Raw genomic sequence first — 23,580 nt, 5'->3', positions numbered from 1 at the left:
GAAAAACCAATCCAATCTTTCAATGACACCGGGTCAGCCATCAGCAGCTTGACCCACCAGTTTCAGGAATATTACCGTGACTTATCAATCCACAATTCTGCGCACATCCAGCGCTGTAGCAATCTGCGCGGCTCTTGCATCCTCGGCCCAGGCCGCCCCAGAGGCCGGTTCGGTCATCGGCAACCAAGCTGTTGCATCCTATGTCAACGCCGCCGGTGACACGATCACCGTAACCTCGAACACGGTTGAAACCGTGGTACAACAGGTTGCCGGCGTCACATTGACCTCGGACAACACCGAAAACGTCGCCCCGGGCGGCAAGGCCTTCCTGCCGCACATCATCACCAACGTTGGTAACGGCCCGGACGCCTATAACCTCTCGGCCATCGAAAATGACTCTGGTGCGCTCGAAACCTCGCAGCTTGTCTTTTACCCGGATGCCAACATGGATGGCGTCGCCGACAGCGCGACACCGCTGACCGAAACCCCGGTTCTGGCCCAGGGCGAACAGTTCGGCGTCGTGATCGAGGCCACAGTGCCATCGACCAACGCAGCCGGTGCAACCGACACAATCACCGTGACCACCACATCGCAGCTGAACGGCAGCATTCTTGCGACAAACACAGACACACTGACAGTGTCGAACGACGCGATTATCGAACTGGTCAAATCGATGGTTGCAGATGCCTCCTCGGGTGGTGATCCCAACATCATTGATCCCGGCGATACCGTCACTGTGACACTGACCTACTCTTCGACCGGTCTTGTCGCGGCGAACAACTATACCGTCACCGACGTTCTCGACGCAGGTTTTGACTATGTTCCGGGCACCGCCGTATGGTCCGACGCCGCAGGCACGCTGGACGACGACAACGGGTCGACCGTGGTTGACGCAACCAACGGCAATGGCGAAGAAATCGCTTGGGATTACGACGACAACCAGACCGTCAACTTCAACATCACATCGGTCGGCTCGGGCCGTTCCGGCAGCGTGACCTTCCAGGCGCGGATCGCATCGACGGCAAATGCCGGCATCCTGACCAACGTCGCAAACCAGAACGTCAACGGCGTGGACTTCCCGCCATCGAACACCGCTTCGGTGACCGTCGAAAGCCAATTCTCGGTCTCTATCGCAGACACCGCAATCAATGCGGATGGTTCGCCCAACGGCGCGGTTTTCTCGGCCACAGACGATGATGCGGCGCAAAACGATGTCGTGACCGAAACCGGCGATGTGTTCCAGGGCGCAACGATCCGTCAGGAATTCGTGTTGACCAACAACTCGAACCAAGCTGACAGCCTGGCCGTGGACTTCTCCAACGTTGACTATCCTGCTGGCACCACCTTCCGCATTGTTGGCGCCGACGGCATCACGCCGGTGATCGGATCGGTTGGCCCGCTGGCCATCGGTGAAAGCACCAAAGTCACCTTGTTGGCAACCCTGCCGACAGATGTCACGCCGACACCTGCTGGATCGACCAACTACACCGCAACCATGACTGTGACTTCGGATGCTTCGGGTGTGTCCGACATTTCGACCGCCGAATTCACCGGCGCGGTTCTGGCGGCCTCGGTTGATCTGGAAAACAACGTTGCCGGTCTCGAAGGCGACGGCGCAGCCCCAACCAATGGCGGTGCTCCCTGGATCACCAACACCACCGATCCGGCACAGCCGACCACGTTCGACATGGTTGTGGAAAACAACGGCCCGGTTTCCGACAGCTACAACCTGTCGCTGGCCCAAGCCATACCTCCAGGTTGGACCGTGGAAATTCGTGACGCCGCTGGCACGCTTGTGACCAACACCGGCACGATCCCTGCGGGTGCCTCGGATACCTTCACCGTCACCGTCATTCCTGCGGCTGATGCGCCCCCCGCTGACACGCTGATCGACATCCGCGTCGCAAGCTCGGTCTCGGGTCAATCCGACCGCATCGTCAACCAGGTGACCGTGAACGAGATCTACGACGTCAAGATCCTTGAAGATCAAAGCGTTCAGGCCTCACCCGGTGGCGTTGTAGACATGCTGCACACCATCACCAACGAAGGTAACGTTGCCGTCACCGAAGGCGCAATCCTGCAAACCGGCCTGACCAACTTCTCCGGTGCGATCTTCTGGGACGAAAACGACAACGGTATTCTGGATGCTTCTGATCCGGTTATCGACAACTTCAACGACCTGACCGACGGTATCGCGGCGGGCACCAACGGTCTGGCTCCGGGTGACACCATCTCTGTCATCTATCGGGTTCAGACACCTTCCACCGCAACCGCAGGTGTTTCCGAAATCGGGACCCTGGAACTGGCAACTTCGTTGAACGGCGGTACAGCCACCGATGCGGATACCGCAGACAACACCAACGAAGACCGGATTGTCATCATTGCCGGCGACGTGACACTGACCAAGTATCAGTACATCGACGCCAACTGTGACGGCGCCGTCGGGACCTTTACCAAGACCCGTCAACCGGTCGAACCCGGCCAGTGCATCCGCTACATGATCGAAGCTGAAAACACCGGCAGCTTCGAAGCAGCGGACGTCACAATCTCGGATGCGGCACCCGCCTACACTACGGTCACCAATTGCGGTGGATTGTGCGCCGAAACGCTGTTCCCGGCTGGCAGCACTGCGACGATCACGTCCAGCTCCGTCTCCAGCGACCATGGAACGGTTCTGCCTGGTGGCTTCGCACGGCTCGAATTCACCGTAGCGGTAGACAACTAAGTCTACCCACCTGGGCCCCTGCCTTCGGGTGGGGGCCCTTTTTTCCCTCTGATTTCTCTACTGCTTACACCGCTGCGGATCACACAGGATCCGCTTTCCCATTCCCCCAGACATCCAGGAGCGAAACTGATGCGCAGTTTTATTCGCTTGGCTGGCAAGAATGTAGCTCGGTTCATTACCATCGCCGCCCTGTCTTTTTGCCTCCTTTCAACAGCCGGACCCGTGACCGCCCAGCAGTCCGCCGCCGGCACCATCATTCGCAACATTGCCCAGATCACCTATTTCGACACCGGTCTCGGCATTTTTGTGACGCTTGATTCCAATGCCGTCGAGGCCCGCGTCAGCGTGGTTCCGGCACTTGAGGTTTCCGGGCGCGAAAGACTGCTGCTGTCACGTGGCGCAATTGATCAGTTCAGCTTCGAGATTGCCAATACCGGCAACGTGCTGCTGGACGTGACGCCGGTCATCTCGATTTCGGGGGACACGTCGCAACTCATGAACCCGAAACTTTTCATCGACCTGAATGGCAATGGCATTGTGGATGCAAACGAACCCGAAATCTCCACAGACGACACCATCGAGATTGCCGCAGGCAAGGCGATCGACTTGATCTATGCCTTCCAGGCCGCTCCCGGCGCCCAACCGGGCGACAGCTTTGATGTCACCCTGACCGCCATCGGCCAACAGCGTGCGGCGGGTGATCGCATTGCCAATGCACCGATCAGCGGTGTTGGCATCGGTCGCGCCGAAATCGTGGCCGCCACCCTGGAAATCGAAAAATCCCAAGCCATTCAACCGCATACCGACTTCTCGAACGTTCTCTATACCCTGCGCCTGCGCAACAACTCTGACAGATCTGTCACTGGATATTCCGACATCGGCGGCACGCCCCTGCGCATCGACGGCGCGGCTGCGACCGGAATTCTGCTGCAAGACGCCATTCCCCTGAACGCCCGTTTCGTCCAGATGGACCGGTGGGGCGGGATGACCGCGCTTTATCATCGTGCGGGCGATGGCACATTTGATTTCACCACCACCGCCCCTGCCGATCTGGGCGAAATCGACGCTGTGGCCTTTTTCCTCGCCGGGGATTTCCCGATGGGCCGCTCCGAAGATGTCGCCTTTACCGTGGCTGTGGATGCTGTCCTCGGCGCGGTCGAGATCGAAAACACCGCCCAGAGCTTCCTGCCGAATTCTTCCGGCATCTCGGATCTGTTTTCCAACACCGTCAGCACAGAGCTGCGGCGCGGCGAAACCGGCACCCTGGCGTTTATCGACCCGGTATCGGGTGGGGCCGAAGTGACCACCGGCGCGCTGGACAGCAATCTGGTGACCCGGCTGACCTCTGGCGGGTGCAACCTCTCTTCCGGTATCGACACCGTGGAAATCACACTGCAAAGCCTGCAAACCGGCGATGTGGAAACCACAACCGCGCGCGAAACCGGTCCCAATACCGGCATCTTCGTGATCGCCGCTTTGCCCGTGACCGAAATGGCCAATCCCCGTGCACAGGACGGCGTCATGGCCTCTGGCCGTGGGGACACCGTGCGCGCCATGGCGCGCTGCGGCGGCCAGACACTTGAGGCCACCCTCATCATCGCCCCCGGCAACTTTGTCTTCGACGCGATCAACAATGATCCGGTCGAAGGTGTGGCCGTGGCGCTGATTGACGCCGCCACCGGGTTCGAGGTGGCACGCCTTGTCACCGATGCCCGCGGCTATTTCGCCTTTGGCGACATCGACGCCGGGCGCTACAGCTATGACATCGTGGACGCGCCAGAGTGGAGCTTCCCGACCGTGCGTCTCGCTTTTGGCGGCTTCGGGCGGATCATCACCGACGCGGCCTTTGGCGGCAATTTTGCCCATGGCGGCGGTCTGCTGATGAATTCCGACATCCCGCTTGACCCGTTTTACGGCGCACCGCTTGCGCTGGAAAAACAGGCCGACCGCGACCGCGTCATGCAGGGCGAATTTGTCACCTATACGCTGAAAGTCACCAACAACATGCGTCAGGCATTGGTCGGGGCAGAGATCTTTGACCGCCCGCCGTATGGCATGGTGCTTGTGCCCGGTTCGGTGCGGTTGGATGGCGACGCCATCGACGATCCGCGCCGCGACCGCGAAGGCGATCTGGTGTTCACGCTTGGCAACCTTCTGCCGCTGGACGTGGTCGAAATGAGCTATGTCATGTCCGTTGGGGCCGCCACCCGCGAGGGTGACCTGGAAAACACCGCCCTGTTGACCGGTCGTCAGGCCGGCACCGGCACCGTGATGCAATCCGCCCCGGCACGCGCCGTGGTACGGCTGGACAATTCCGGCGGGGTCTTTGCCCGTCAGGGGACGGTGCTGGGCACTGTGTTCATGGATTGCAACGGCAACGGCATTCAGGATCAGGACGACGGCCAGCCACATGAACCCGGCATTCCCGGTGTGCGGATTGTCACGCAGGAAGGGCTGTTTGTGGTCACCGATCACAATGGCAAATACTCCCTGCCCGGCCTGCGCCCGATCACCCATGCCTTTCAGGTTCAGGCCGCCACTCTGCCGGTTGGCACCAAGGTGGCTGTGACCCGCACCAATGACCTGCGTCGGGGCGGATCGCGGATCGTACCCCTGCGCCGGGGCGAGCTGCGGAGCGAAAATTTCGCCACCGTCAGCTGCACCCCCGAAGCCATGGCCGAAGTTGCCGCCCGTCAGGCGCATTTCGCGGCCAACACCGGACCCGACAGCCTGAATGCGGCGGACATGCCGATCGAAGGTCTGCGCAATCCCAAACGCTCAACCCGGACAGAGGCCGCGCTGCAACCACAACCCAACTGACGCCCGCAATGCTGGCGGCGGATCAGGACTCTGCCGCCGCCAATGGCGCCGCCGATCGTCCTGCCGCGCTTGGCTCCAAGGCCCGCGCCAGCCGCCGTCCGTTGGAATCCCTGGTGAAATCGCTTGATCCAGAGCCCGGCTTTCTCGACATCGAGGATGGCGAAACCCTGGACCGGCGCACGCAAAGCATTCGGATCAAGGCCAAGGCCGACCTGACACTGGGTCTGTTGGTCAATGGCCGCGCTCTGGGCGCTGACCGTGTGGGCGAACAAACAAGCTGGGCCCCGCGCAACGTTCAGGCGGCGGAATTCGTGGCTGTAAAACTGCGTCCGGGCAAGAACACGCTCTCGATTGTGGGGCGCGACGGCTTTGGCATCGAACGTCTGCGTCACGACATCACGGTCACCGCCCCCGGTGACCCGGCCCGGATCGAAATCACCGTCCCGGCCGAGGCCAGCGCCGACCCGGTCAATGTACTGCCGGTGGTGGTGCGTATCCTCGACGTGCGCGGTCTGCCGGTTCCGGCCTCTGCCACCGTGACACTGGGGTCTGACCGTGGGCTATGGGATGTGACCGACATCCGCCCCGGCACCCCCGGCGTTCAGGCCTTCATCGACAACGGCGAGGCCACATTCGGCCTGATCCCGCCACAGGTGTCCGGCCCGGACCTGATCACCGTAACCAGCGGTTTCGCCAAGGCCGAAGCCCGCGTCACCTTTACCCCCAACCTGGAGGAACGTGTCATGATCGGCGTGGTCGAAGGTGCATTGTCGCTTGGCGGCAAAAAGACCGGCACATTGCTGTCCAAGGATCAGTTCAACTCATTCGAGGACACCACCACCGGTCTGCGCGGTGATCTGTACCTCAAGGGTGCGATCCGGGGCGATGCCCTGCTGACGCTGCGCTACAGCTCGGATCAGGACACCGAAGACCGTCTGTTCCGCGACATCCGGGGTGATGAATACTATCCCGTCTATGGCGACAATTCCGAACGCGGCTGGGACGCGCAATCGTCTTCCAACCTCTATATCAAAGTCGAAAAAGGCCGCTCTTACGTCCTTTACGGCGATATCGCGATCCAGCCTAAATCCTCGGCTTTCAAACTGGGGGGCATGCAGCGCGTGGCCACCGGCGCCAAGGCCCATTGGGAAGATGACCGCGTGTCGGTCACCGTGTTTGCCGCCCGCACCGCACAAGAACAACAGATCACCGAATTCACCGGACGTGGTGTGTCGGGACCGTATGATCTGAACCTTTCGGGCTATGTGACCGGCTCTGAGCGGGTTGAAATCCTGGTCCGTGACGAAGACGGCGGCGACATCCTGTCGACCACCACTCTGCGCCGCGGCACCGATTACATTCTGGATTTCTTTCGCGACACCATCACCTTTGACGATCCGGTGCGCCAGTTCGATGCAGATGGCAATCCGGTATCTGTTCGGGTGACCTATGAAGTCGAAAAAGACGATGCGGAACGCTACTGGCTTTATGGCGGCGAGGTGAATTACGCCGCCGGGGACCGCACCAGCGTCGGCATTCGCGCCGTGCACGCCGATGCCCCCATCGGAAACCCGGCCCGCGAGCGTCTGCAATCGGCATATGTGCGTCATGAAACTCTGGCTGGTGGCACCTTCGAAGCCGAAATCGCGCGCTCCGAGAATTCGGAAAGCGAAAGCGACATGGCGGTGCGGCTGTCCTATGACATCCAGACCGAAAAACAACGTCTCAGCTTCGAAGCCATCCACACCGGCGACGACTTCATGGCGGGCGGTCTGGCACGTCCCGGCACCACCCAGGTGCGGCTGTCCTATGGTCTGGAGATCAATTCCAAAAGCGATCTGGACCTGTCGGCCGAATATGTCCGCGATCGTCTGAACGACAGCGAAAAGACCACGCTGGACGCCACCTATGCGCGTCGCTTCAGCGAAGCATTCCAGGGGCATATCGGGCTGGAACTGGCCCGCACCACGCGGGACGGCTCTACCAACGATCAGGCCGCTCTGCTTCTGGGGGGCAACTGGACACCAAAAGACCGCCCCGGCGTGTCCGTGCGCAGCGAATTGCGTCTGCCCTTTGCCGGGGACGACCGCGATCCGGCGCAGCTGACGCTTGGCATGTACCGCGAGGCCAAGCCCGGCTGGCGTGTCCAGAACGAGATCGAGCTGACCTTTGACGACGGCGTCCTGATGACCCGAAGCCGCTATGGCATGGAATATCAGCTGAACGAATGGCTGTCCGGTTCGACCGAATTCAGCCAGGCGCCGGGGGATGTCGAAGAAACCTGGCACCAGGGTGTGGCAGCCGTCTGGGAGATCGACGATCTGACCACCCTGCGCGCCGATCTGGAACATTCGCGTGGCGTCGACACGGGCGATGATTGGCTGACCAGCATCGCACTGGGGGCAAAGTGGAAGAACGTCGATGAAACCTTTGTCGGGGATGCCGATGTCGATGCAACATTCGAAGAGGACGGCAATACCTATTATGCCTCTCTCGGCATGGCGACAGAGGTCACAGAGGACTGGACCATTCTGGGCCGGACCCGCGTCGCGATGGATCAGCGCAACGGTGAAAACCACCTGCGTGCCCGTACCCGCATCGGCGCATCCTATCGTCCGGTCAAGGATCCGCGCCTTGACGTGCTGGCCTGGTACGAACATCGGCTTGAACGCAAACATGGCCGGACCGAAACCCATATGTGGTCCGTCGATGCCAGCTATGAAGCCAACGAAGACCTGCGTCTGAATGCAAAATACGCCGGTCAGCACCAAAGCCTGGAAAACGAAAACGTCTCGACATCGACCACAACCCAATTGGTGCAGGCCGGGGCCTATCTCGATCTGGCGGACGACCGGGTTCAGGTCGGGGTGAACGCCAGCCAGATTTGGGACAACCGTGGCAATGCCACCACCGGGCTGGGCGTCGAGCTGGGGTTCTCTCCGGCGCCGGGCACCTTGTTGGCGATTGGCTATAACGCGGTCGACGGGCGCGTGGCCGGCATGTCGAACGTCTATCAGGAGGGTGTTTATCTTCGTTTCAACCTGCTTCTCGATGACAGCCTTTGGGACCGGCTGGACGGATTTCTTGGCAACTGATTGAACCCGAGCGTTGCCAAGAACGGGCCACACCTGCGAAGCGCATCCGCAGGTGTGGCCCACTTTTTGCCCTGAGGGCAGAACAGACCACACAGTCAAAACCGGGCTGGCGCGCCACGCACCGGGATTCGGCTGAACCGAACAAGGATCGCGGTCCGCTCTCTGGATGGACAGCGGCCTATACCTTTGCGGTCCTCGCTGCCTGTTTGCGCACCCCAAGTTGTGGCGGCCAAATTTTATGGTGCTTCCACTCACTTGGTTCAGGAGCACGAGAAAATGGAAATGAAATCAATTGCCTTAGTCATGGGGCTGGCGACGACTGCGCTTGCCGGCACCGCCCAGGGTCAACAGACACAGTTCAGCATCGACGATCTTGTCAACGTTGGCTCCATCGAATTCGGGTTAAGCCCCGACAGCCGCGCCAACAGCATCACGCTGAATTTGCCCACCGAACGGGTGGCCGCCGCCGATATTGATGCCGGCGCCTTGTCCGGGGCCAGCGCAACCCCGTTTGTCTCTTCCCGTTCCGGCGATCAGGCCGCCCGGCTCAGAGATCTGATTGCCCATGCAGAAGCCGGATCTGCCGGCTATGATGCCGTCCAGCATGGCGCGCGCCGCTTGCCGCCAAAACGGCCAACCGACATGACCGTCGGCGAGATCTTTGCCTGGATCAAGGCCACCCCGGGCCAGCCACATGCCATTGGCCGGTATCAGTTCATTCCAAAGACATTGCGCGGTCTTTTGCGTCGCTCCGGCGTTGGACCACAACAGCGGTTTTCACCGGCCCTGCAGGATCATCTTGCCAATCTGTTGCTGGAAGATGCCGGTTTCGCCAAGTTCAAGGCCGGGCGCATTTCGGATGTAAAGTTCATGTATAATCTCGCCGGCATCTGGGCCGGGCTGCCCCTGCCCTCGGGCCGGTCGCGATATCACGGTTATGCCGGCAACAGCGCAACCATCAAATGGAGCAGCTACAAAGCCGAAATGGCCCGCATCTTCCCGCGCTGACAGATGCGCGCAACCCGCGCCGATACCGTGTCCGATGGCGGGCACGGCTGTACACCACCCTGCCTTGGCCCTGCTGCCCCCCGCACGGCAAATCCACCCCCAAAGGGCCAGGGGTCAAAGCCCGCGGTCGATCCCAGAAGCTTGGGTTGCAAAACCCGCAGGCCTGTGGGACGCAGGCCCGGTCACATCAATGACCGCAGCGGGCCCCACAATGTCAGACACGGATTTTACGCCAAAAGCGCCTGTTGACACCGGGCCCGATCCCCGGCTCGAAGTGTCTGACCTGCGCGTGATCGTGGCGGTTGCCGAGGCCGGCAGCTTTTCCGGGGCCGCCCAGGCGATGGGGATGAGCCAACCGGGTGTGTCGCTGCGCATCGCCCGGCTGGAAGAGCGGCTGGGCCTGAAACTGTTCCAGCGCCGCAAACCAATGACCCTGACCGACACGGGGTTCCGCATTTTCAATCAGGCCCGCACCGCGCTTTTGCATTTTGACAAAGTCCTGCAAAGCGTCGACGAATTGAAAAGCGGCCAGGGCGGGCTTCTGCGTGTTGGCTTCAGCGTGCCGCAGGTGGCCATGCCGATCCTGCGGCGATTTGTGACCCGGTTCCCGGATGTCACCATCAAACTGCAACAACGCAACAGCCATTCCCTGCTGGAAGATGTCGCCCGGATAAGCGTCGATGTCGGCATTCTGACCTGGCCCGACGCCGATCAGATCTCAAACGAACATGTGGTTCTGGCACAGCAGGAACTGGTGCTGGTGCACAACGCCGCCATGATGTCGCTGGGCGCGGGGCCGATTGACCGCGCGGCCCTGTCAGAACACCGGATTGTTGTTCAAAAACAACCCTCTATGACCCGCACCGTGGTCGACCGGCTTTTCGAAGCCAACGCCATGATGCCAAAACATCTGTTCGAAGCGCCACGGCGCGAAGCGGTGATCGAAGCGGCGGCTGCCGGGCTGGGGGCGGGGCTTGTCTTTGCCTCTGAAATGCCGCCCGACGGGCGTTTGCAACAGACCCGGCTGGACCTGATCCAACCGGGGGCCAAGCTTTTGCTGGTCATCGCTGACGGCGCGCGGGGCATTCCCGCGGTATCGCATTTTCTGGACATTGCGGCCGAACCGGGCTGATTGCCCGCGTTCCTGCCCCCCCTGCAACCTAAATACACCCACCCAGCCACACCATACCTGCCTGCCCAAATCTGAGCAGCGCAGATTATTCCGGTCATTCGGGCGAACTGTCATATCCACTTCATAAACATCTGTAATTGGGTGCGCATGGAGAATAGCGAAATGAAATACAAAGATGCAATGCTGCGGCCCTTTCAGGCAAAAGGCACCTTCCTGCGTGGCAATCTACACGGACATTCGACCAATTCGGACGGTGCGCTGGCGGTCGAAGACGTCTGTGCCCATTATCAGGCGGCGGGATATGATTTCATCGCCGTGACCGACCATTTCCGGGAAAAATACGGTTATCCCATCACGGACAGCCGCGCCAGCCGCAACGCCACATTCACCACCCTGATCGGGGCAGAGCTGCACGGGCCACAAACCTCGCGCGGGGAACCCTGGCACATCCTTGCGGTCGGTCTGCCCGATGACTTTGCCGTGCCGCCAGCGGATGAAACCGGCCCGGATCTGGCCCGCCGCGCCCGCGCCGCCGGGGCCTTTGTGGCGATTGCCCATCCGCATTGGTATCAATTGCAACTGGAAGACGGATTGGCGCTCGACGCCGCCCATGCGGTGGAAATCTACAACCACACCTGCTGGATGAATTCCGACCGGGGTGACGGTCTGGTGATGTACGAGGCCCTGCTCTGCGAAAACCGCCAGCTTTTGGCCATCGCCACCGATGACAGCCATTTCAAACGCCCCGACAGCGGCGGCGGCTGGGTCATGGTGCGCGCTGAAAGCAATACCCCCGACGCCCTGCTGGCTGCGCTGCATGACGGGGCGTTTTATTCCAGCCAGGGCCCCGAAATCCATGACGTGGCCCGCGACGGCGACGAATTGGTCATTTCCTGCTCTGCGGCCAGCTCGATCCTGTTGGTCGGCCCCTATGCCAAGGGCGTGCGCCTGCATGGCACCGCCCTGACCGAAGGGCGGCTGTCGCTGGCGAAATTCTTCGGCTCCTGGTGCCGCCTGGTGATTACCGATGCGGCGGCCGGCGCGCCTGGACCCATCCGCTCTGGCTGGATGGGTCCGACAACACCGCCAAGATCTGACGCAAAGAAAATTCAAACCCTGATTTGAAAGGACGACTTATGTTGATGTCTCGTCGAAACACGCTGGCGGGCCTTGCGGGCCTGTCTGCGCTGATCCTTGGCTTTGGCCTGATCGGTGCAGAGACCCAGGCGCAACAGGCCGATGCACGGCCCGATCTGGTGGTCGCGGTGCCGAAACTGGCGCGCGGGCTGGAACCGGGCAAAAACGGCGGCAATGTCGATGTGCGGGTGATCCACTCGGTCTTTGACACGCTGATCCGCCGCGATTTCGTCGCCCAGGCCGAGACCGGCAAAACCACGCTGGTGCCCGGGCTTGCCACGTCATGGGAACGCATCAGCCCCACCGAAATGGTGTTGCAGCTGCGCGATGATGTCACCTGGCACGACGGCAGCGCCTTCACCGCCGAAGATGTCGCGTTCAGCTTTGGTCAGGAACGCGTCTACGGCGAAAACGCCCCGGTGCGCGGGGTTGCCTCGACACTGGCGGAATTGGAAAGCGTCGACATCCTTGGCCCGCATGAGGTCAAACTGACATGGGCCTCGCCCGATTATCTGATGCCGCATCGGCTGGCGAACAAGGGCGCGTGGATCGTACAGAAAGCCGCCTATGAGGCACATCGCGATGACACGCTGCCGACCTCCGAATGGATGGCCAAGGCCGTCGATGATGTGATCTGGGCGCCAATTGGCACCGGCCCTTACCGGTTTGACGGCTATACCGCCGGTGAAAGCCTGCGGTTGGTCGCCAATGACGATTATTTCATGGGCGCGCCTGCGGCCGCCACGATCACCTTTCTCGAGGTGCCAGAGGTCGCGGCCCGCATCGCCGGTCTGGTCAGCGGTGAATTCGACATGTCCGCCGATATTCCGCCAGATCAACTGCCGGTGCTGGAACGCTATGACGATCTGCAAATTGCGCCCGTGGTGCGTGAAAACACCCATGTTGTGGTGTTCAACACCACCCATCCGAAACTGGCCGATCCGCGCATTCGTCAGGCGCTCAGCCTTGGGATCGACCGCAAGGCATTGGTCGCATCCGTCTGGCGCGGGCTGTCCATGACCCCCAAAGGTCCGCAGCTCTCTGCCTTCAACGACATGTACCTTGATGATCTGCCAGAGTTCGCCTTTGACCCGGATCGCGCCCGTGCCTTGCTGGCCGAAGCCGGTTTTGACGGCAGCCCGATCAAACTGCGCTATATCCCCGGCTACTATACGCTTGGTTCCGAAGCGGTGCAGATCCTTCAGGCGATGTGGGCCGAAATCGGCGTCACAATCGAGCTGATGCCAATGGAAAACTGGAAGGCGATGCGCGACGCCGACACCATGCTTTATACATGGTCCAACACCTATCGTTTCCCCGATCCGCTGGGTCAGTTGACGCTGGCCTATGGGCCGCGCTCCGCCATTCAGACGCGCTATGGCTATTGGCAGAGCGACCGGTTCAACGCATTGGCCGCCGAGCTGGAAAGCACCATTGATCTGGACGCCCGCCGCGCCGCATTCCGCGAAGCTGCTGAAATCTATCTGTCGGAAGTGCCCAGCACATTCCTTTACAATCCGGCCGACATCTATGCGATCCGCAACGGCATTTCTTACACGCCAACCCCCCAGTTTTTCGAGGATTTCCGCCCCGACAACCTCAAAATCCTCGGGACGCAATAGGCGCAATGTCGATACATGACGTAAAAAAGTTCCCTGTTGGGGACATGATGGGGGGCGCTGCGGCGCCCCTCTTGCAGGTCCGAGGGCTGACCGTTTCTGTGCCATCGAAACGCGGACCGGTCACGGTGGTGGACGGCGTCGATCTTGAAATCGGCGATGGTGAAACCCTCTGCCTTGTTGGCGAAAGCGCCTCGGGCAAGAGCCTGACGGCGCTCAGTCTCTTGGGGCTTCAGGGTGATAGGATCACGTCCCGTGGTGCCATTCATTTCGGTGGTCGAGACCTGATGACTTTGGATGAACGCGCGATGGCCGCCCTGCGCGGGCGCGAAATCGCCATGATCTTTCAAGAGGCCGTACCGGCACTGAACCCGATCCACCGGATCGGACGGCAATTGACCGAAGCCCTGATGCAGGACGGCACCATGGGCCGCCGCGCGGCGCGCCTGCGGTCAAAAGAGCTAATGCAGCAGGTGGGCATTCGCGATGCCTCGGCCCGGCTTGCGGCCTTTCCACACCAATTTTCCGGCGGCATGGCCCAGCGGGTGATGATCGCCATGGCGCTGGCACAGGCCCCCGCGCTGCTGATTGCGGATGAGCCGACCACCGCGCTGGATGTGACCATTCAGGCCCAGATCCTTGATCTGCTGGCCGATCTGCGCCAGCAACAGGGGCTGGCCATGTTGCTGATCACCCATGACATGGGGGTTGTGGCGGAAACGGCGGACCGGGTGGCGGTGATGTATGCCGGTCGGATCGTCGAAACCGCGCCGGTGCATGCCCTGTTTGCCGCCCCGGCGCATCCCTATACCGCCGCGCTTCTGGCCGCGCGTCCCGGGTTTGACGACCATGCCGCACCAACCCCGATTGGGGGCGAACCGCCCGATCCCGGCAACCGCCCCTCTGGCTGTGCCTTTGCGCCGCGCTGTGCCCGCGCAACCGATCTTTGCCAAAGCATCGCCCCAACCACGCGTCATCTGGGCAACCGCAGCTTTGCCTGTCACCATCCGCATACGGTCGCCCCATGACCGGTGCCGCACCCATCCTTGAGGCCCGAAACCTCTGTCGCCGCTATCCGGGACCGCGCCGCTGGCCCTTGGGCCCGCGCAGCCATCAGCACGCGGTCAGCGCGGTCAATCTCTCGGTTGCACCGGGCGAGATTCTTGGCCTGATCGGCGAAAGCGGCTCGGGCAAAAGCACCATCGGACGGCTGATGCTGGGGTTGGAACGCCCCGACACAGGTCAGGTCCTGGTCGATGGTCACCCGATGCCCCAGCGCGCCGATCCCGCATGGCGACAGTTGCGGCGGCAATTGCAGGTGGTGTTTCAGGATCCTCATGGCGCGTTGGACCCGCGCAAACGCATTCTGGATCAAGTCACAGAGCCGCTGGATATTTTTGCCGAAGGCACCGCCGCCGACCGCCAGCGCCGCGCCCAAGAGATGCTGGCGCGTGTGGGCCTGCGCCCCTCGGTGTTCACCCGGTTCCCCAATGCCCTGAGCGGCGGCCAGAAACAGCGGGTGGTCATTGCCCGCGCGCTGATGCTGTCGCCCCGGTTCCTGTTGTGTGACGAGCCGATTTCGGCGCTGGATGTCAGTGTCGGCGCCCAGATCACCGCGCTTCTGGCCGACCTGCATCGCGATCACGGCATGGCCATGTTGGTGGTCAGTCACGATCTGTCGATGGTGCGCAGTTTCGTGCATCGGGTGGCCGTGCTGTTTGCCGGTCGGGTGGTCGAAGAGGCCAATGTTGCCACGCTGTTTGCCGCGCCGCGCCATCCCTATACCCGGATGTTGATTGACGCGGTGCCGATCGCCGATCCGACCCGCCGCCGCCCGCGCCAGTTGCCCACCCCGATGCCACCCGCAGCACCGTCCGTAGCACAGCTGGCAATACTGGGCGCTGTTGCTGGCGGCTGTGCCTTTGCCGCGCGATGCCCCCACCGACAGGCCCTGTGCCTGCAAAAGATGCCAGTCCTGCAAGACATGGATGACGCCCGCCCCGGCCACCGCACCGCCTGTCATTTCCCGAACCCAAAAGGGGCAGCACAATGATGCGCTTGCTGTTGAACCGCCTGTTCCGGGGCGTGTTGACGATCTGGGGCGTGCTGACATTCGTGTTTATCATGCTGCGCCTGTCCGGCGATCCGCTGGATGCGTTGCTGGGCGACGAAGCCACGCCGGAAATGATCGCCTATTACACCCGGCTCTATGGCTTTGATCAGCCGATCTGGCAGCAATATATCAATTATTTCACCGGGTTGTGGCAGGGCAACTGGGGGATTTCATACCGCGATGGCCGTGATGCCTTTGCCGTGGTGATGGAACGCATTCCCGCAACGCTCTATCTCGGGTTGTCGGCCTTTGTCTTCAGTCTGATCCTTGGGGTGCCGCTGGGCATTCTGGCGGCCCGGCACCGCAACAGCGCGATTGACCGCTTTGCCATGGGGTTGGCGGTGCTGGGTTTTGCGCTGCCCAACTTCTTTCTTGGCATTCTGATGCTGCTGTTGTTCACCATGACCTGGCAGATCCTGCCCAGCTCGGGCGCGGGCAGTCTTGCGCATTATATCATGCCGGTGATCACCCTTGGCACCTCGGGCGCGGGCAGCATCGCACGCTTTACCCGCTCCGCCATGCTTGAGGTGATGAACCGCCCCTATATGCGCACCGCCCGCGCCAAGGGGCTCTTGCCGGGCGCACGCCTGCGCCGCCACGCGCTGCCGAATGCGGCCATTCCGGTGGTGACGATTTTGGGCTTCCGTCTGGGCGACATGATTGCCGGATCGGTGGTTGTGGAAACGGTGTTTGCCTGGCCCGGCGTCGGGCGGTTGCTGGTCAATTCGGTCACCGCACGGGAACTGGCCATCGTGCAGGCCATCGTCGTTCTGGTCACCTGCACCATGGTGATCGCCAACCTGATGGTGGATCTGCTCTATGGCTGGCTCGACCCACGCCAGCGCGATGCAAAGGCAGACGACAATGGCTGAAACCTCGCTACGATCCACCCCCTTTGTGGTGCGCCTGTCGCTGGCCTGTCTCGCGGTCTTTGTGCTGGGCGGGCTGTTCGCGGGCTGGATTGCGCCACATGATCCGGCCGCACAAAACCTGATGCAGCGCCTCGCGCCACCGGTCTTTCTTGGCGGGGATTGGACCTATCCGCTGGGCACCGATGCGCTGGGCCGCGACATTTTCAGCCGCATGTTGTTCGCCACCCGGATGAGCCTTGGCGTCGCGCTTTTGGGCACGCTGATCGGGGCGGTGATCGGCACCTTCCTTGGCTTTGTCGCGGCACAGCAAAACCGCGTCACAAGCGGTGTGATCATGGCGCTGGTCGATGCCCAGGCCGCCCTGCCGTTTCAGATCTTGGTGCTTGCGGCGCTGGCGCTGTTTGGCAATGCGCTCTGGCTGTTTGTCGCGCTGGTGGGGATTGCCGGTTGGGAAACCTATGCCCGGTTGATCCGGGGCGCGGTCCTGTCGGCGCGCACCGAAACCTATGTGCAGGCGCTAGAGGCCACCGGCGCAAGCGCCTGGCGCATCCATGGCCGGCATATCCTGCCCAATGTCGCCAATATCCTGATCATTCAGATCAGCCTCAACTTCCCCTCAACCATCCTGCTGGAAACCTCGCTCAGCTTTCTGGGATTGGGCATTCAGCCGCCCCTGACCAGCCTGGGCGAAATGCTGGGATCCGGCCGCGACCATCTGTTGCTGGCGTGGTGGATTGCGGTGGTGCCGGGGGCGGCGATTTTCCTGATCACCCTGTCGATGAGCCTGGTGGGTGACTGGCTGCGCGATCTGTTGGACCCAGACAGCTAAGATCAAAACCCGCCCCCCCCTGGCGGGGGCGGGGTTACCGGGCGACGTTTGGCCAAAACGGGCTCAGATCGTCTCTGTCACCTTGTTCAATCCCGCCGGCGCATCGGCATTTTCCCCAAGATGGCGCGCCAGCGTTTCGGTAAACCGGTAAAACGCGATGATCTGGACCAGCGGCATCAACAGCGGATGCCCCACCCCAGGCACCGGCAGGGCGGTGGTTTCCTTCCCATCCGCCGAAATGGTCAGCGCCGTGGCCCCCTTGTCGCGCATCGCCTGTGCCGCCGCCGTGACCGATTGCGTCGATGCATCCGCCGGATCAAACACCAGCGCCGCGAATTTCCGATCCGCCAGCACCACCGGCCCATGCAGCACCTCAGCCGAGGAAAACACCTCGGCGTGAATGCGACAGGTCTCTTTCAATTTCAGCGCAATTCCGCCGCGATGGCCAATCCCGGCCCGCGTCCGACGGTGAACACCGATCCGGCCCGCGCCAGCGCCAATTCCGCCACCGTCCAATCGCAATCCAGCGCGCCCCGCGCCGTCTCGGGAAAGGCCCGCAATGCGCCTTCCAGCGCCTTGTCCCCGGTGAACCCGGCCACAAAGCCCAGAATGGCAAACAACGATCCGACAAAGGATTTGGTCGCCGCAACCGCCTTTTCCGGCCCGGCCAATATCGGCAGAACGCTGTCGGCCCCGGCCCCGACCGGGCTGTCGGTGACATTCACGATGGCCAGCGTCCTTGCCCCGCCCCGGCTGGCCGCCTGTTGCAGGGCGACCAAATCCGGGCTGCCGCCAGATTGCGAAATCGCGACACAGATGAAATCCTCCAATTTCAACGGCGTATCATAGACCGAGGCCACCGAGGGCCCGATCGACGCCACCGGCAGACCGGTGGAAATCTCCATCACATATTTGAAAAATGTCGCCGCATGGTCCGACGTGCCGCGCGCACAGGTGACAAACCCACGTGGATGTGTCGCCGCCGCTTCGCGCCCGGCCGTCAGGTAAAGGTCAAGCCCCTCAACAATCTGGCGCGCCAGAACATCCGGGATCTCATGGATCTCACGCGCCATGATGGTTTGGATTTCACGGTTCATATCAGGCAACTCCGGTGATCATAGAGACGATTTCATTCTTGTCGGTCTTGGCGGTTTCGCGAATGCCGATCTGTTCCCCGCGGCGCAGCACACAGATGCGATCCGACAGTTTGAACACCTGATCCAGACTATGGCTGATAATCAGGATAGCAAGGTTCTTGGCCTTGAGATTGGCAATCAATTCCTCGACCCGCGCGGTTTCGGCCACGCCAAGCGCGGCGGTGGGTTCATCCAGCAGGATCAGCTTGCTCGCCCAATGGGTGGCGCGGGCAATTGCGATGCCCTGACGCTGGCCACCGCTGAGGTCGCGAATGGTCGAACTGGCCGATGGAATGCGCACATCCAGCTCATCAACCAGCGTTTGCGATTCTTGCCGCATCCGCGCCTTGTCCAGCAGACCAAAGGGCGGTTTGGTCAATTCACGGCCCAGAAACATGTTCATGTAGACCGGCTGTTGATCGGCCAGCGCCAGATCCTGATAGACCACTTCGATGCCCTTGCTGCGGGCTGAACTGGCGTCGGCAAAACTGGTGGTTTCCCCGCCCAGCCGGATCGTGCCCGAGGTCGGCGTATAAACCCCCGACACAATCTTGATCAGGGTGGATTTACCGGCGCCATTGTCCCCGACAAGCGCGACGATTTCCCCCGCCCGCAGATCCAGCGAAAAATCCTGAATCGCCACCACCCCGCCAAAGGCCATGTGAATATTCTTTAACGACAGAACCTCAGCTTCAGCAGTCATGACAGCGCCCTTTCTGGCCAATCGACGCGCTGGCCGAAAATGTTTTCAATGGTTGTGACGCGGGGCGCACCGGTGGAAACGCCCGACACCCCGACGATATTGGCGCGGGTGACAAAGGCCTGACCGCGAAAGCCGAACACCACGGTGTCACCGGTTTTCGGTTTGACCGACCCGGTGGCGTCGATCATGCCGTAATAGTCGATTGCCGAATAATCCGGGATTTCGACCGGGGCCAACGCCGTCGCCGCGCTTGTCGGCTCTGACGACACCAGCGCACGCACCTCGTATTTCGGGAACACCGGATCAATATACAGCCCGCCCCCAAAGCAAAACGCATTGCCGCCATGGTGATGTGACACTTCGGTCAGATAGAGCACCGCCGGATCTTCCGGCAGATCCTCGACCGCATGCAAGGGCGTGGTGCCATGCAGGGCATTGCCGGGTTCACATTGCGTCGCCCCGGCCTCGGCCAGAGCCGACAAAAGCACGGTGGAATTGGTGCCCGGCGCGTTGATTTCAATGTCACCGCGCCCCGCCGCCGCCAGCGCCTCGGATGTGGTGGCAAGGGTAGTAAGGTTCGGGGTTGGCCTCACCTTGCGCCGTTCCAGATCGAACAACAGCGCCGGGAATGTGGTGATCCCGGCAAACCGCCCGCCGTCCAGCGCATCCATCCGCTCCGCCACCGCGCAAATATCGCTTGCGGCAAACCCGCCTTCATGACCGCGATAAAACGTGTCGCCCTCGGTCTGGACCCGCGCCAACAGGTTCTGCACCCGCCCGGCCCGCGCCGCCGCCTCTGCCGCCTCGCGCGCCTTGTCATCGGAAAACACCGTCCAGTAATCAGGCTGCAATTGCGCCGCCGCGAAATCGGCATCCCCGCCCGGCACTTGCACCAGATGGCCCAAATGCCCGGTTTTCAGCCCCGCCCGGTGACAGGCAATCGCGCATTCCATATCCACCGCCACCGACCGATCAATCCCACCGCGCATCACCGCCTGACAAAACCCGGAATGGCGCCCGACCTGTTTGGTCATGGCAAAGGTTTTCAGCCCGTGTTTCGCCGCCTCGGTGGTAAAGATCCGCGCATTGGCCTCGACCGCATCCAGATCCAGCACATAGGAATTCGGCGGGATCGCCCCCGATTGATGCAGGGCCATCGCAGCTTCGACAAAGCCCGGATTGCGGCGCATCAGAACATCCAGAAACATGAATTCGCTCCTCGCTTAGCGGTTGGCATCGCGGAGAGAGACCGCAACAGCCAACAGAATAATCAAACCCCGAACGATCATCTGATCGGACACTTTCAGGTTCATCAGGATCAGACCGTTGTTCAGCATCCCCATCATAAGAGAGCCAACCAGCGCCCCGATCACCGACCCCTTGCCGCCATTCAACAGCGTGCCCCCGACAATCACCGCAGCAATCACCGTCATCAGATCGCTTTCGCCCAGGGTATATTTCGCCGCCTGCAACCGCCCGGCATAGAGCAGACCCGCCAACCCGGCACAGCCGCCGCAAATCGTCAGCACATAAAACCGCACCCGTGCCACGCTGATCCCGGACACCTGTGCCGCACGTGGGTTGTCGCCAGTGGCCAGCACATGCGCGCCGAATTTCGTATGACGATAGACCAGATGCCCGATGCCGATGCCAATCACCGTCCAGATCACCAGCGACGGGATCGAAAACAATTTGCCCGACCCAAACAGACCGGTGAATGTCTCGTTCATCACCGGGATCGACCGCAGGTCGGTCATCGACCGGGCAATCCCGGCAAACAGCCCCATGGTCGCCAGCGTCACCAGAAACGACGGCAGCTTGAGATAGGCCACCAGAACGCCGTTCAGCGCGCCAATCGCCACCCCCGCACCCAGCCCGGCAATCACCCCGACCGCCAGCCCGAAACTCTGCATCGCAACAGCGGCCGACAGCGCGGCAACCGCCACGATGGAACCGAAACTCAGGTCGATCTCACCCGCCGACAGGGCAAACACCAGACCGATCGCCATGATGGTCGCCGGCGCGGTTTGCAGCACGATATTGGTCAGATTGCGCTGGGTCAGAAAACCGTCGTCATAAAGCGTCGCCGCGAAAAACAAGAAGATCGCAAGGAAACCGATATAGACAACCATCTGTTTGAAATCCAAACCGGCAAGGCCGAATTTCCGAAGGGTCATAGTGGACATTTGGACACCCGTGTTCTGGGTCGGCACCGGCGATTGCGCCCCGTGCCAATGATTTCACGTCAATTGATCCGGCCCGGCACGATCTGGGATGATTGCGCCGGACCGATCCCGATTTAATTGCTGGTTACGCTGGCCGGGGCGTCGATATGCAGCGATTGCATCCAGCCCTCTGCCACATTGTCGGCGGTCACGGTCACCGCCGGGGCGACGACAAAGGCCGGTACATCCATGTCCAGCAGATCCAGAATGCCGGCCGCCGCCATCGCACGACCCAGCTCATAGGCTTCGTCGGCAACCAGCGCCGCGACATTGCCGCCGCGCACCATGTCCAGCGCCACAGGCTCCGACAGATCCAGCGTCACCAGTTTGGTGGTCTTGTTGCCATTGGCGCGCAGCGCGGCCAACACACCTTCGGCGGGACCGGCCCATGTCACATAGATGCCGCCAATATCGGGGTTGCGCAGCAACATGGCGTTGGCAATCTCTTCGGCGCGGGCCGGATCGCTGATCCCCTGTTCCGCGACAATCGAAATATCGGGATAATCGTTTTCAATCGTGGTCTTGAACGCATTGTCGCGCTGGTTGGTCACATAATAGGCCGCATCGTGATAGATCCAGCCAACGGTCCCGGCATTGCCCATCGCCGCCGCCAGCGCATCCGCCGCCTGTTTGCCCATCTGGAACAGATCGTCGGTGACAATCGCCGCGTAATCATCGGGATGGCTATACCCCGCTGGCAGGTTCGACAGGAACACCAGCTTCACGCCATCGGCCTTGGCCTCTTGGAACGCCGCCGCCGATGTCACCGGGTCAAGCGGCAGGGACAGGATGATATCGGGCGATTTCACCATCGCGGTTTCAATATCGCTGCGCTGTTTGGCGGCGTCGAAACCGGCGCTGGTGGTGGCCACGACCTCGATCCCGAAGCGGGCGAATTCATCGGTCGCACCGGCCGTCACCGCATTCACGAAATCCGATTGATCATGCCACAGCAGCGCCGCCTTATAGCCGCCGGCCCGCAGCGCCTCGGCGCTGGTTTCGGGCACAACAATTTCCGACGTCGGCGTGGCCGCCTCGCCTTGGGGGCCAACCGTTTCTGCCATCGCAGGAACCGCCGCCAGCGCCAGAACCGCGCCAAACACATTGTTTTTTATGATATTTTTCATTTGCTTTCTCCTGTTGGGATCGTCTCTTGGGTGCCGCAATAGCGCACCATGAAAAGCGCAAAGGCGCGGATCGCGGCCAGGTATTCGTCGACATTCACCCGTTCGTGGAACGTATGCGCGACGCTGATGTCACCCGGCGCGCAATAGATCGCCGGACAGCCAATTTCATTCACCAGAAACGGCGCCTCTGACCAATAGGGCGCGCCGCTCATCGGGGTGGGTGTGCCGCGCACCTCGGCCACGCAATCCGCCAGCGCCCGCGCGCCGGGATGATCGGGATCAATTTCCACCGGCGAGCCGCCAAAAACGTGGTCGCGCCCGGCGGGATAGCTGATGTCGATGCGGATGCCCTCGGACACCGGTGCCGCCTTTACCGCCGCTTCGAACCCGGCCACCGCATCATCAAGCGTCTCGCCGGGGCGCAATTTGCGGATCAGCGACAGGCCACAATCGCCCGGCACCGCGATATATCCGCCGCCCTTGATTTCGGTCACAAGGATGTCGGACGTCCCCACCAGCGGATGCGCGCCCGCGGCTGTCAGCTCTGCGCCATGGGCCCAGATCGCCGACAGGATCGCATGTGTGGCCTTGAGCGCATCAACCCCGTCCTCGGGCGTGCCGAAATAGGCCGATTTGCCGGTCACTTTGATATCTGCGATGAAAAACCCGATCTGGGCGGTGTAGACCTCCAGCTTCGTTGGCTCGACATAGACCGCGAAATCGGGTTTTGCGATCTCTCCGGCGGCAACCCGTTGCACCAGATCCTTGGCCCCGGCGCTGACACCTGTGCCTGGCTCGCCGCTTTCTTCATCCCCGATAAAGGCAAAGCTGACCGTCCCGGCAAGCGTTACCCCCGCCATATCCAACAGCCGCAGCGCCGCCAGCGACGCGCATATCCCGGCCTTGAGGTCACAGGCCCCACGCCCCCAGACTTCACCCGCGATCACCGGCGCGGCAAAGGGATCTTCCTGCGGTTGCCCCTGCCAGTTTTCGGCCCAGCCCCGCACATGCACAGTATCGGTATGGCCCACAAACATCA

At 61.6% G+C, this 23,580-nt stretch carries 18 protein-coding genes; 11 read left to right on the top strand and 7 right to left on the bottom strand.

The features are described from left to right. The first annotated feature begins 76 nt into the window (after positions 1-76). From AC0L4F_RS17105 to AC0L4F_RS17055, 11 genes are all read left to right on the top strand, one after another. Entirely contained in the window at positions 77-2,725 is a 2,649-nt protein-coding gene (locus AC0L4F_RS17105; RefSeq protein ID WP_244690460.1) for a beta strand repeat-containing protein, read from the top strand. 222 nt (positions 2,726-2,947) lie between these two features. Further along, on the top strand, positions 2,948-5,545 hold the full coding sequence (locus AC0L4F_RS17100; RefSeq protein WP_244690458.1) for a hypothetical protein: 2,598 nt from the start codon (positions 2,948-2,950) through the stop codon (positions 5,543-5,545). 8 nt (positions 5,546-5,553) lie between these two features. Beyond that, a complete protein-coding gene (locus AC0L4F_RS17095; protein ID WP_244690456.1) occupies positions 5,554-8,640 on the top strand; it encodes a hypothetical protein in 3,087 nt (1,028 codons plus the stop codon). Positions 8,641-8,916: 276 nt separating this feature from the next. Further along, positions 8,917-9,648, top strand: a complete 732-nt coding sequence (locus tag AC0L4F_RS17090) for a lysozyme family protein (protein ID WP_244690454.1) — start codon at positions 8,917-8,919, stop codon at positions 9,646-9,648. Positions 9,649-9,859: 211 nt separating this feature from the next. Then, positions 9,860-10,780 carry a LysR family transcriptional regulator gene (locus AC0L4F_RS17085; protein WP_244690453.1) on the top strand — a complete coding sequence of 307 codons (921 nt, stop codon included), beginning with the start codon at positions 9,860-9,862 and terminating at the stop codon, positions 10,778-10,780. 162 nt (positions 10,781-10,942) lie between these two features. After that, positions 10,943-11,905 carry a PHP domain-containing protein gene (locus AC0L4F_RS17080; protein WP_348524119.1) on the top strand — a complete coding sequence of 321 codons (963 nt, stop codon included), beginning with the start codon at positions 10,943-10,945 and terminating at the stop codon, positions 11,903-11,905. An 11-nt stretch (positions 11,906-11,916) separates the two neighbouring features. Continuing rightward, complete coding sequence (locus tag AC0L4F_RS17075; protein WP_244690451.1) at positions 11,917-13,539, top strand: ABC transporter substrate-binding protein; 1,623 nt, start codon at positions 11,917-11,919, stop codon at positions 13,537-13,539. A 98-nt stretch (positions 13,540-13,637) separates the two neighbouring features. After that, the gene (locus AC0L4F_RS17070; protein WP_244690450.1) at positions 13,638-14,564 is read left to right on the top strand and encodes an ABC transporter ATP-binding protein; all 927 of its coding nucleotides are present in this window, start codon (positions 13,638-13,640) and stop codon (positions 14,562-14,564) included. Then, a complete protein-coding gene (locus AC0L4F_RS17065; RefSeq protein WP_244690449.1) occupies positions 14,561-15,589 on the top strand; it encodes an oligopeptide/dipeptide ABC transporter ATP-binding protein in 1,029 nt (342 codons plus the stop codon). Before AC0L4F_RS17070 ends, AC0L4F_RS17065 begins: the two co-directional genes overlap by 4 nt. Beyond that, complete coding sequence (locus AC0L4F_RS17060; RefSeq protein WP_244690448.1) at positions 15,586-16,521, top strand: ABC transporter permease; 936 nt, start codon at positions 15,586-15,588, stop codon at positions 16,519-16,521. The genes AC0L4F_RS17065 and AC0L4F_RS17060 overlap by 4 nt, the downstream gene beginning before the upstream one ends. After that, a complete protein-coding gene (locus AC0L4F_RS17055) occupies positions 16,514-17,350 on the top strand; it encodes an ABC transporter permease (RefSeq protein WP_244690447.1) in 837 nt (278 codons plus the stop codon). The genes AC0L4F_RS17060 and AC0L4F_RS17055 overlap by 8 nt, the downstream gene beginning before the upstream one ends. A gap of 63 nt (positions 17,351-17,413) precedes the next feature. Here AC0L4F_RS17055 and AC0L4F_RS17050 read toward each other — a convergent pair whose 3' ends face one another. The 7 genes from AC0L4F_RS17050 to AC0L4F_RS17020 form a co-directional block, all read right to left on the bottom strand. Further along, positions 17,414-17,770, bottom strand: coding sequence for an SIS domain-containing protein (locus tag AC0L4F_RS17050; RefSeq protein WP_244690445.1), 357 nt, complete (start codon positions 17,768-17,770; stop codon positions 17,414-17,416). Between the two features lie 2 nt (positions 17,771-17,772). Beyond that, a complete protein-coding gene (locus tag AC0L4F_RS17045) occupies positions 17,773-18,447 on the bottom strand; it encodes an SIS domain-containing protein (RefSeq protein ID WP_244690444.1) in 675 nt (224 codons plus the stop codon). Between the two features lies 1 nt (position 18,448). Then, positions 18,449-19,189, bottom strand: coding sequence for an ATP-binding cassette domain-containing protein (locus AC0L4F_RS17040; RefSeq protein WP_244690443.1), 741 nt, complete (start codon positions 19,187-19,189; stop codon positions 18,449-18,451). Further along, the gene (locus tag AC0L4F_RS17035; protein ID WP_244690442.1) at positions 19,186-20,397 is read right to left on the bottom strand and encodes an alanine racemase; all 1,212 of its coding nucleotides are present in this window, start codon (positions 20,395-20,397) and stop codon (positions 19,186-19,188) included. Before AC0L4F_RS17035 ends, AC0L4F_RS17040 begins: the two co-directional genes overlap by 4 nt. Positions 20,398-20,412: 15 nt before the next feature. Next, positions 20,413-21,375: an ABC transporter permease gene (locus AC0L4F_RS17030; protein WP_244690440.1), complete on the bottom strand. Its 963-nt coding sequence runs from the start codon at positions 21,373-21,375 to the stop codon at positions 20,413-20,415. A 113-nt stretch (positions 21,376-21,488) separates the two neighbouring features. Then, a complete protein-coding gene (locus AC0L4F_RS17025) occupies positions 21,489-22,541 on the bottom strand; it encodes a substrate-binding domain-containing protein (protein ID WP_244690438.1) in 1,053 nt (350 codons plus the stop codon). Then, the coding region (locus tag AC0L4F_RS17020; protein WP_244690437.1) for a M20 family metallopeptidase at positions 22,538-23,580 on the bottom strand (1,043 nt) is incomplete at its 5' end. The genes AC0L4F_RS17025 and AC0L4F_RS17020, both read right to left, overlap by 4 nt.

It is taken from the genome of Marinovum sp. J2-8, assembly GCF_055808435.1.
This window is presented reverse-complemented; position numbering and strand designations above follow the sequence as displayed.

Bases quoted from the DNA above. Each gene is read 5' to 3' on its own strand.
- AC0L4F_RS17030 (WP_244690440.1), bottom strand. From the start codon at position 21,375: ATGTCCACTATGACCCTTCGGAAATTCGGCCTTGCCGGTTTGGATTTC.
- AC0L4F_RS17095 (WP_244690456.1), top strand. From the start codon at position 5,554: ATGCTGGCGGCGGATCAGGACTCTGCCGCCGCCAATGGCGCCGCCGAT.
- AC0L4F_RS17040 (WP_244690443.1), bottom strand. From the start codon at position 19,189: ATGACTGCTGAAGCTGAGGTTCTGTCGTTAAAGAATATTCACATGGCC.
- AC0L4F_RS17080 (WP_348524119.1), top strand. From the start codon at position 10,943: ATGAAATACAAAGATGCAATGCTGCGGCCCTTTCAGGCAAAAGGCACC.
- AC0L4F_RS17090 (WP_244690454.1), top strand. From the start codon at position 8,917: ATGGAAATGAAATCAATTGCCTTAGTCATGGGGCTGGCGACGACTGCG.
- AC0L4F_RS17085 (WP_244690453.1), top strand. From the start codon at position 9,860: ATGTCAGACACGGATTTTACGCCAAAAGCGCCTGTTGACACCGGGCCC.
- AC0L4F_RS17025 (WP_244690438.1), bottom strand. From the start codon at position 22,541: ATGAAAAATATCATAAAAAACAATGTGTTTGGCGCGGTTCTGGCGCTG.
- AC0L4F_RS17075 (WP_244690451.1), top strand. From the start codon at position 11,917: ATGTTGATGTCTCGTCGAAACACGCTGGCGGGCCTTGCGGGCCTGTCT.
- AC0L4F_RS17035 (WP_244690442.1), bottom strand. From the start codon at position 20,397: ATGTTTCTGGATGTTCTGATGCGCCGCAATCCGGGCTTTGTCGAAGCT.
- AC0L4F_RS17055 (WP_244690447.1), top strand. From the start codon at position 16,514: ATGGCTGAAACCTCGCTACGATCCACCCCCTTTGTGGTGCGCCTGTCG.
- AC0L4F_RS17045 (WP_244690444.1), bottom strand. From the start codon at position 18,447: ATGAACCGTGAAATCCAAACCATCATGGCGCGTGAGATCCATGAGATC.
- AC0L4F_RS17065 (WP_244690449.1), top strand. From the start codon at position 14,561: ATGACCGGTGCCGCACCCATCCTTGAGGCCCGAAACCTCTGTCGCCGC.
- AC0L4F_RS17060 (WP_244690448.1), top strand. From the start codon at position 15,586: ATGATGCGCTTGCTGTTGAACCGCCTGTTCCGGGGCGTGTTGACGATC.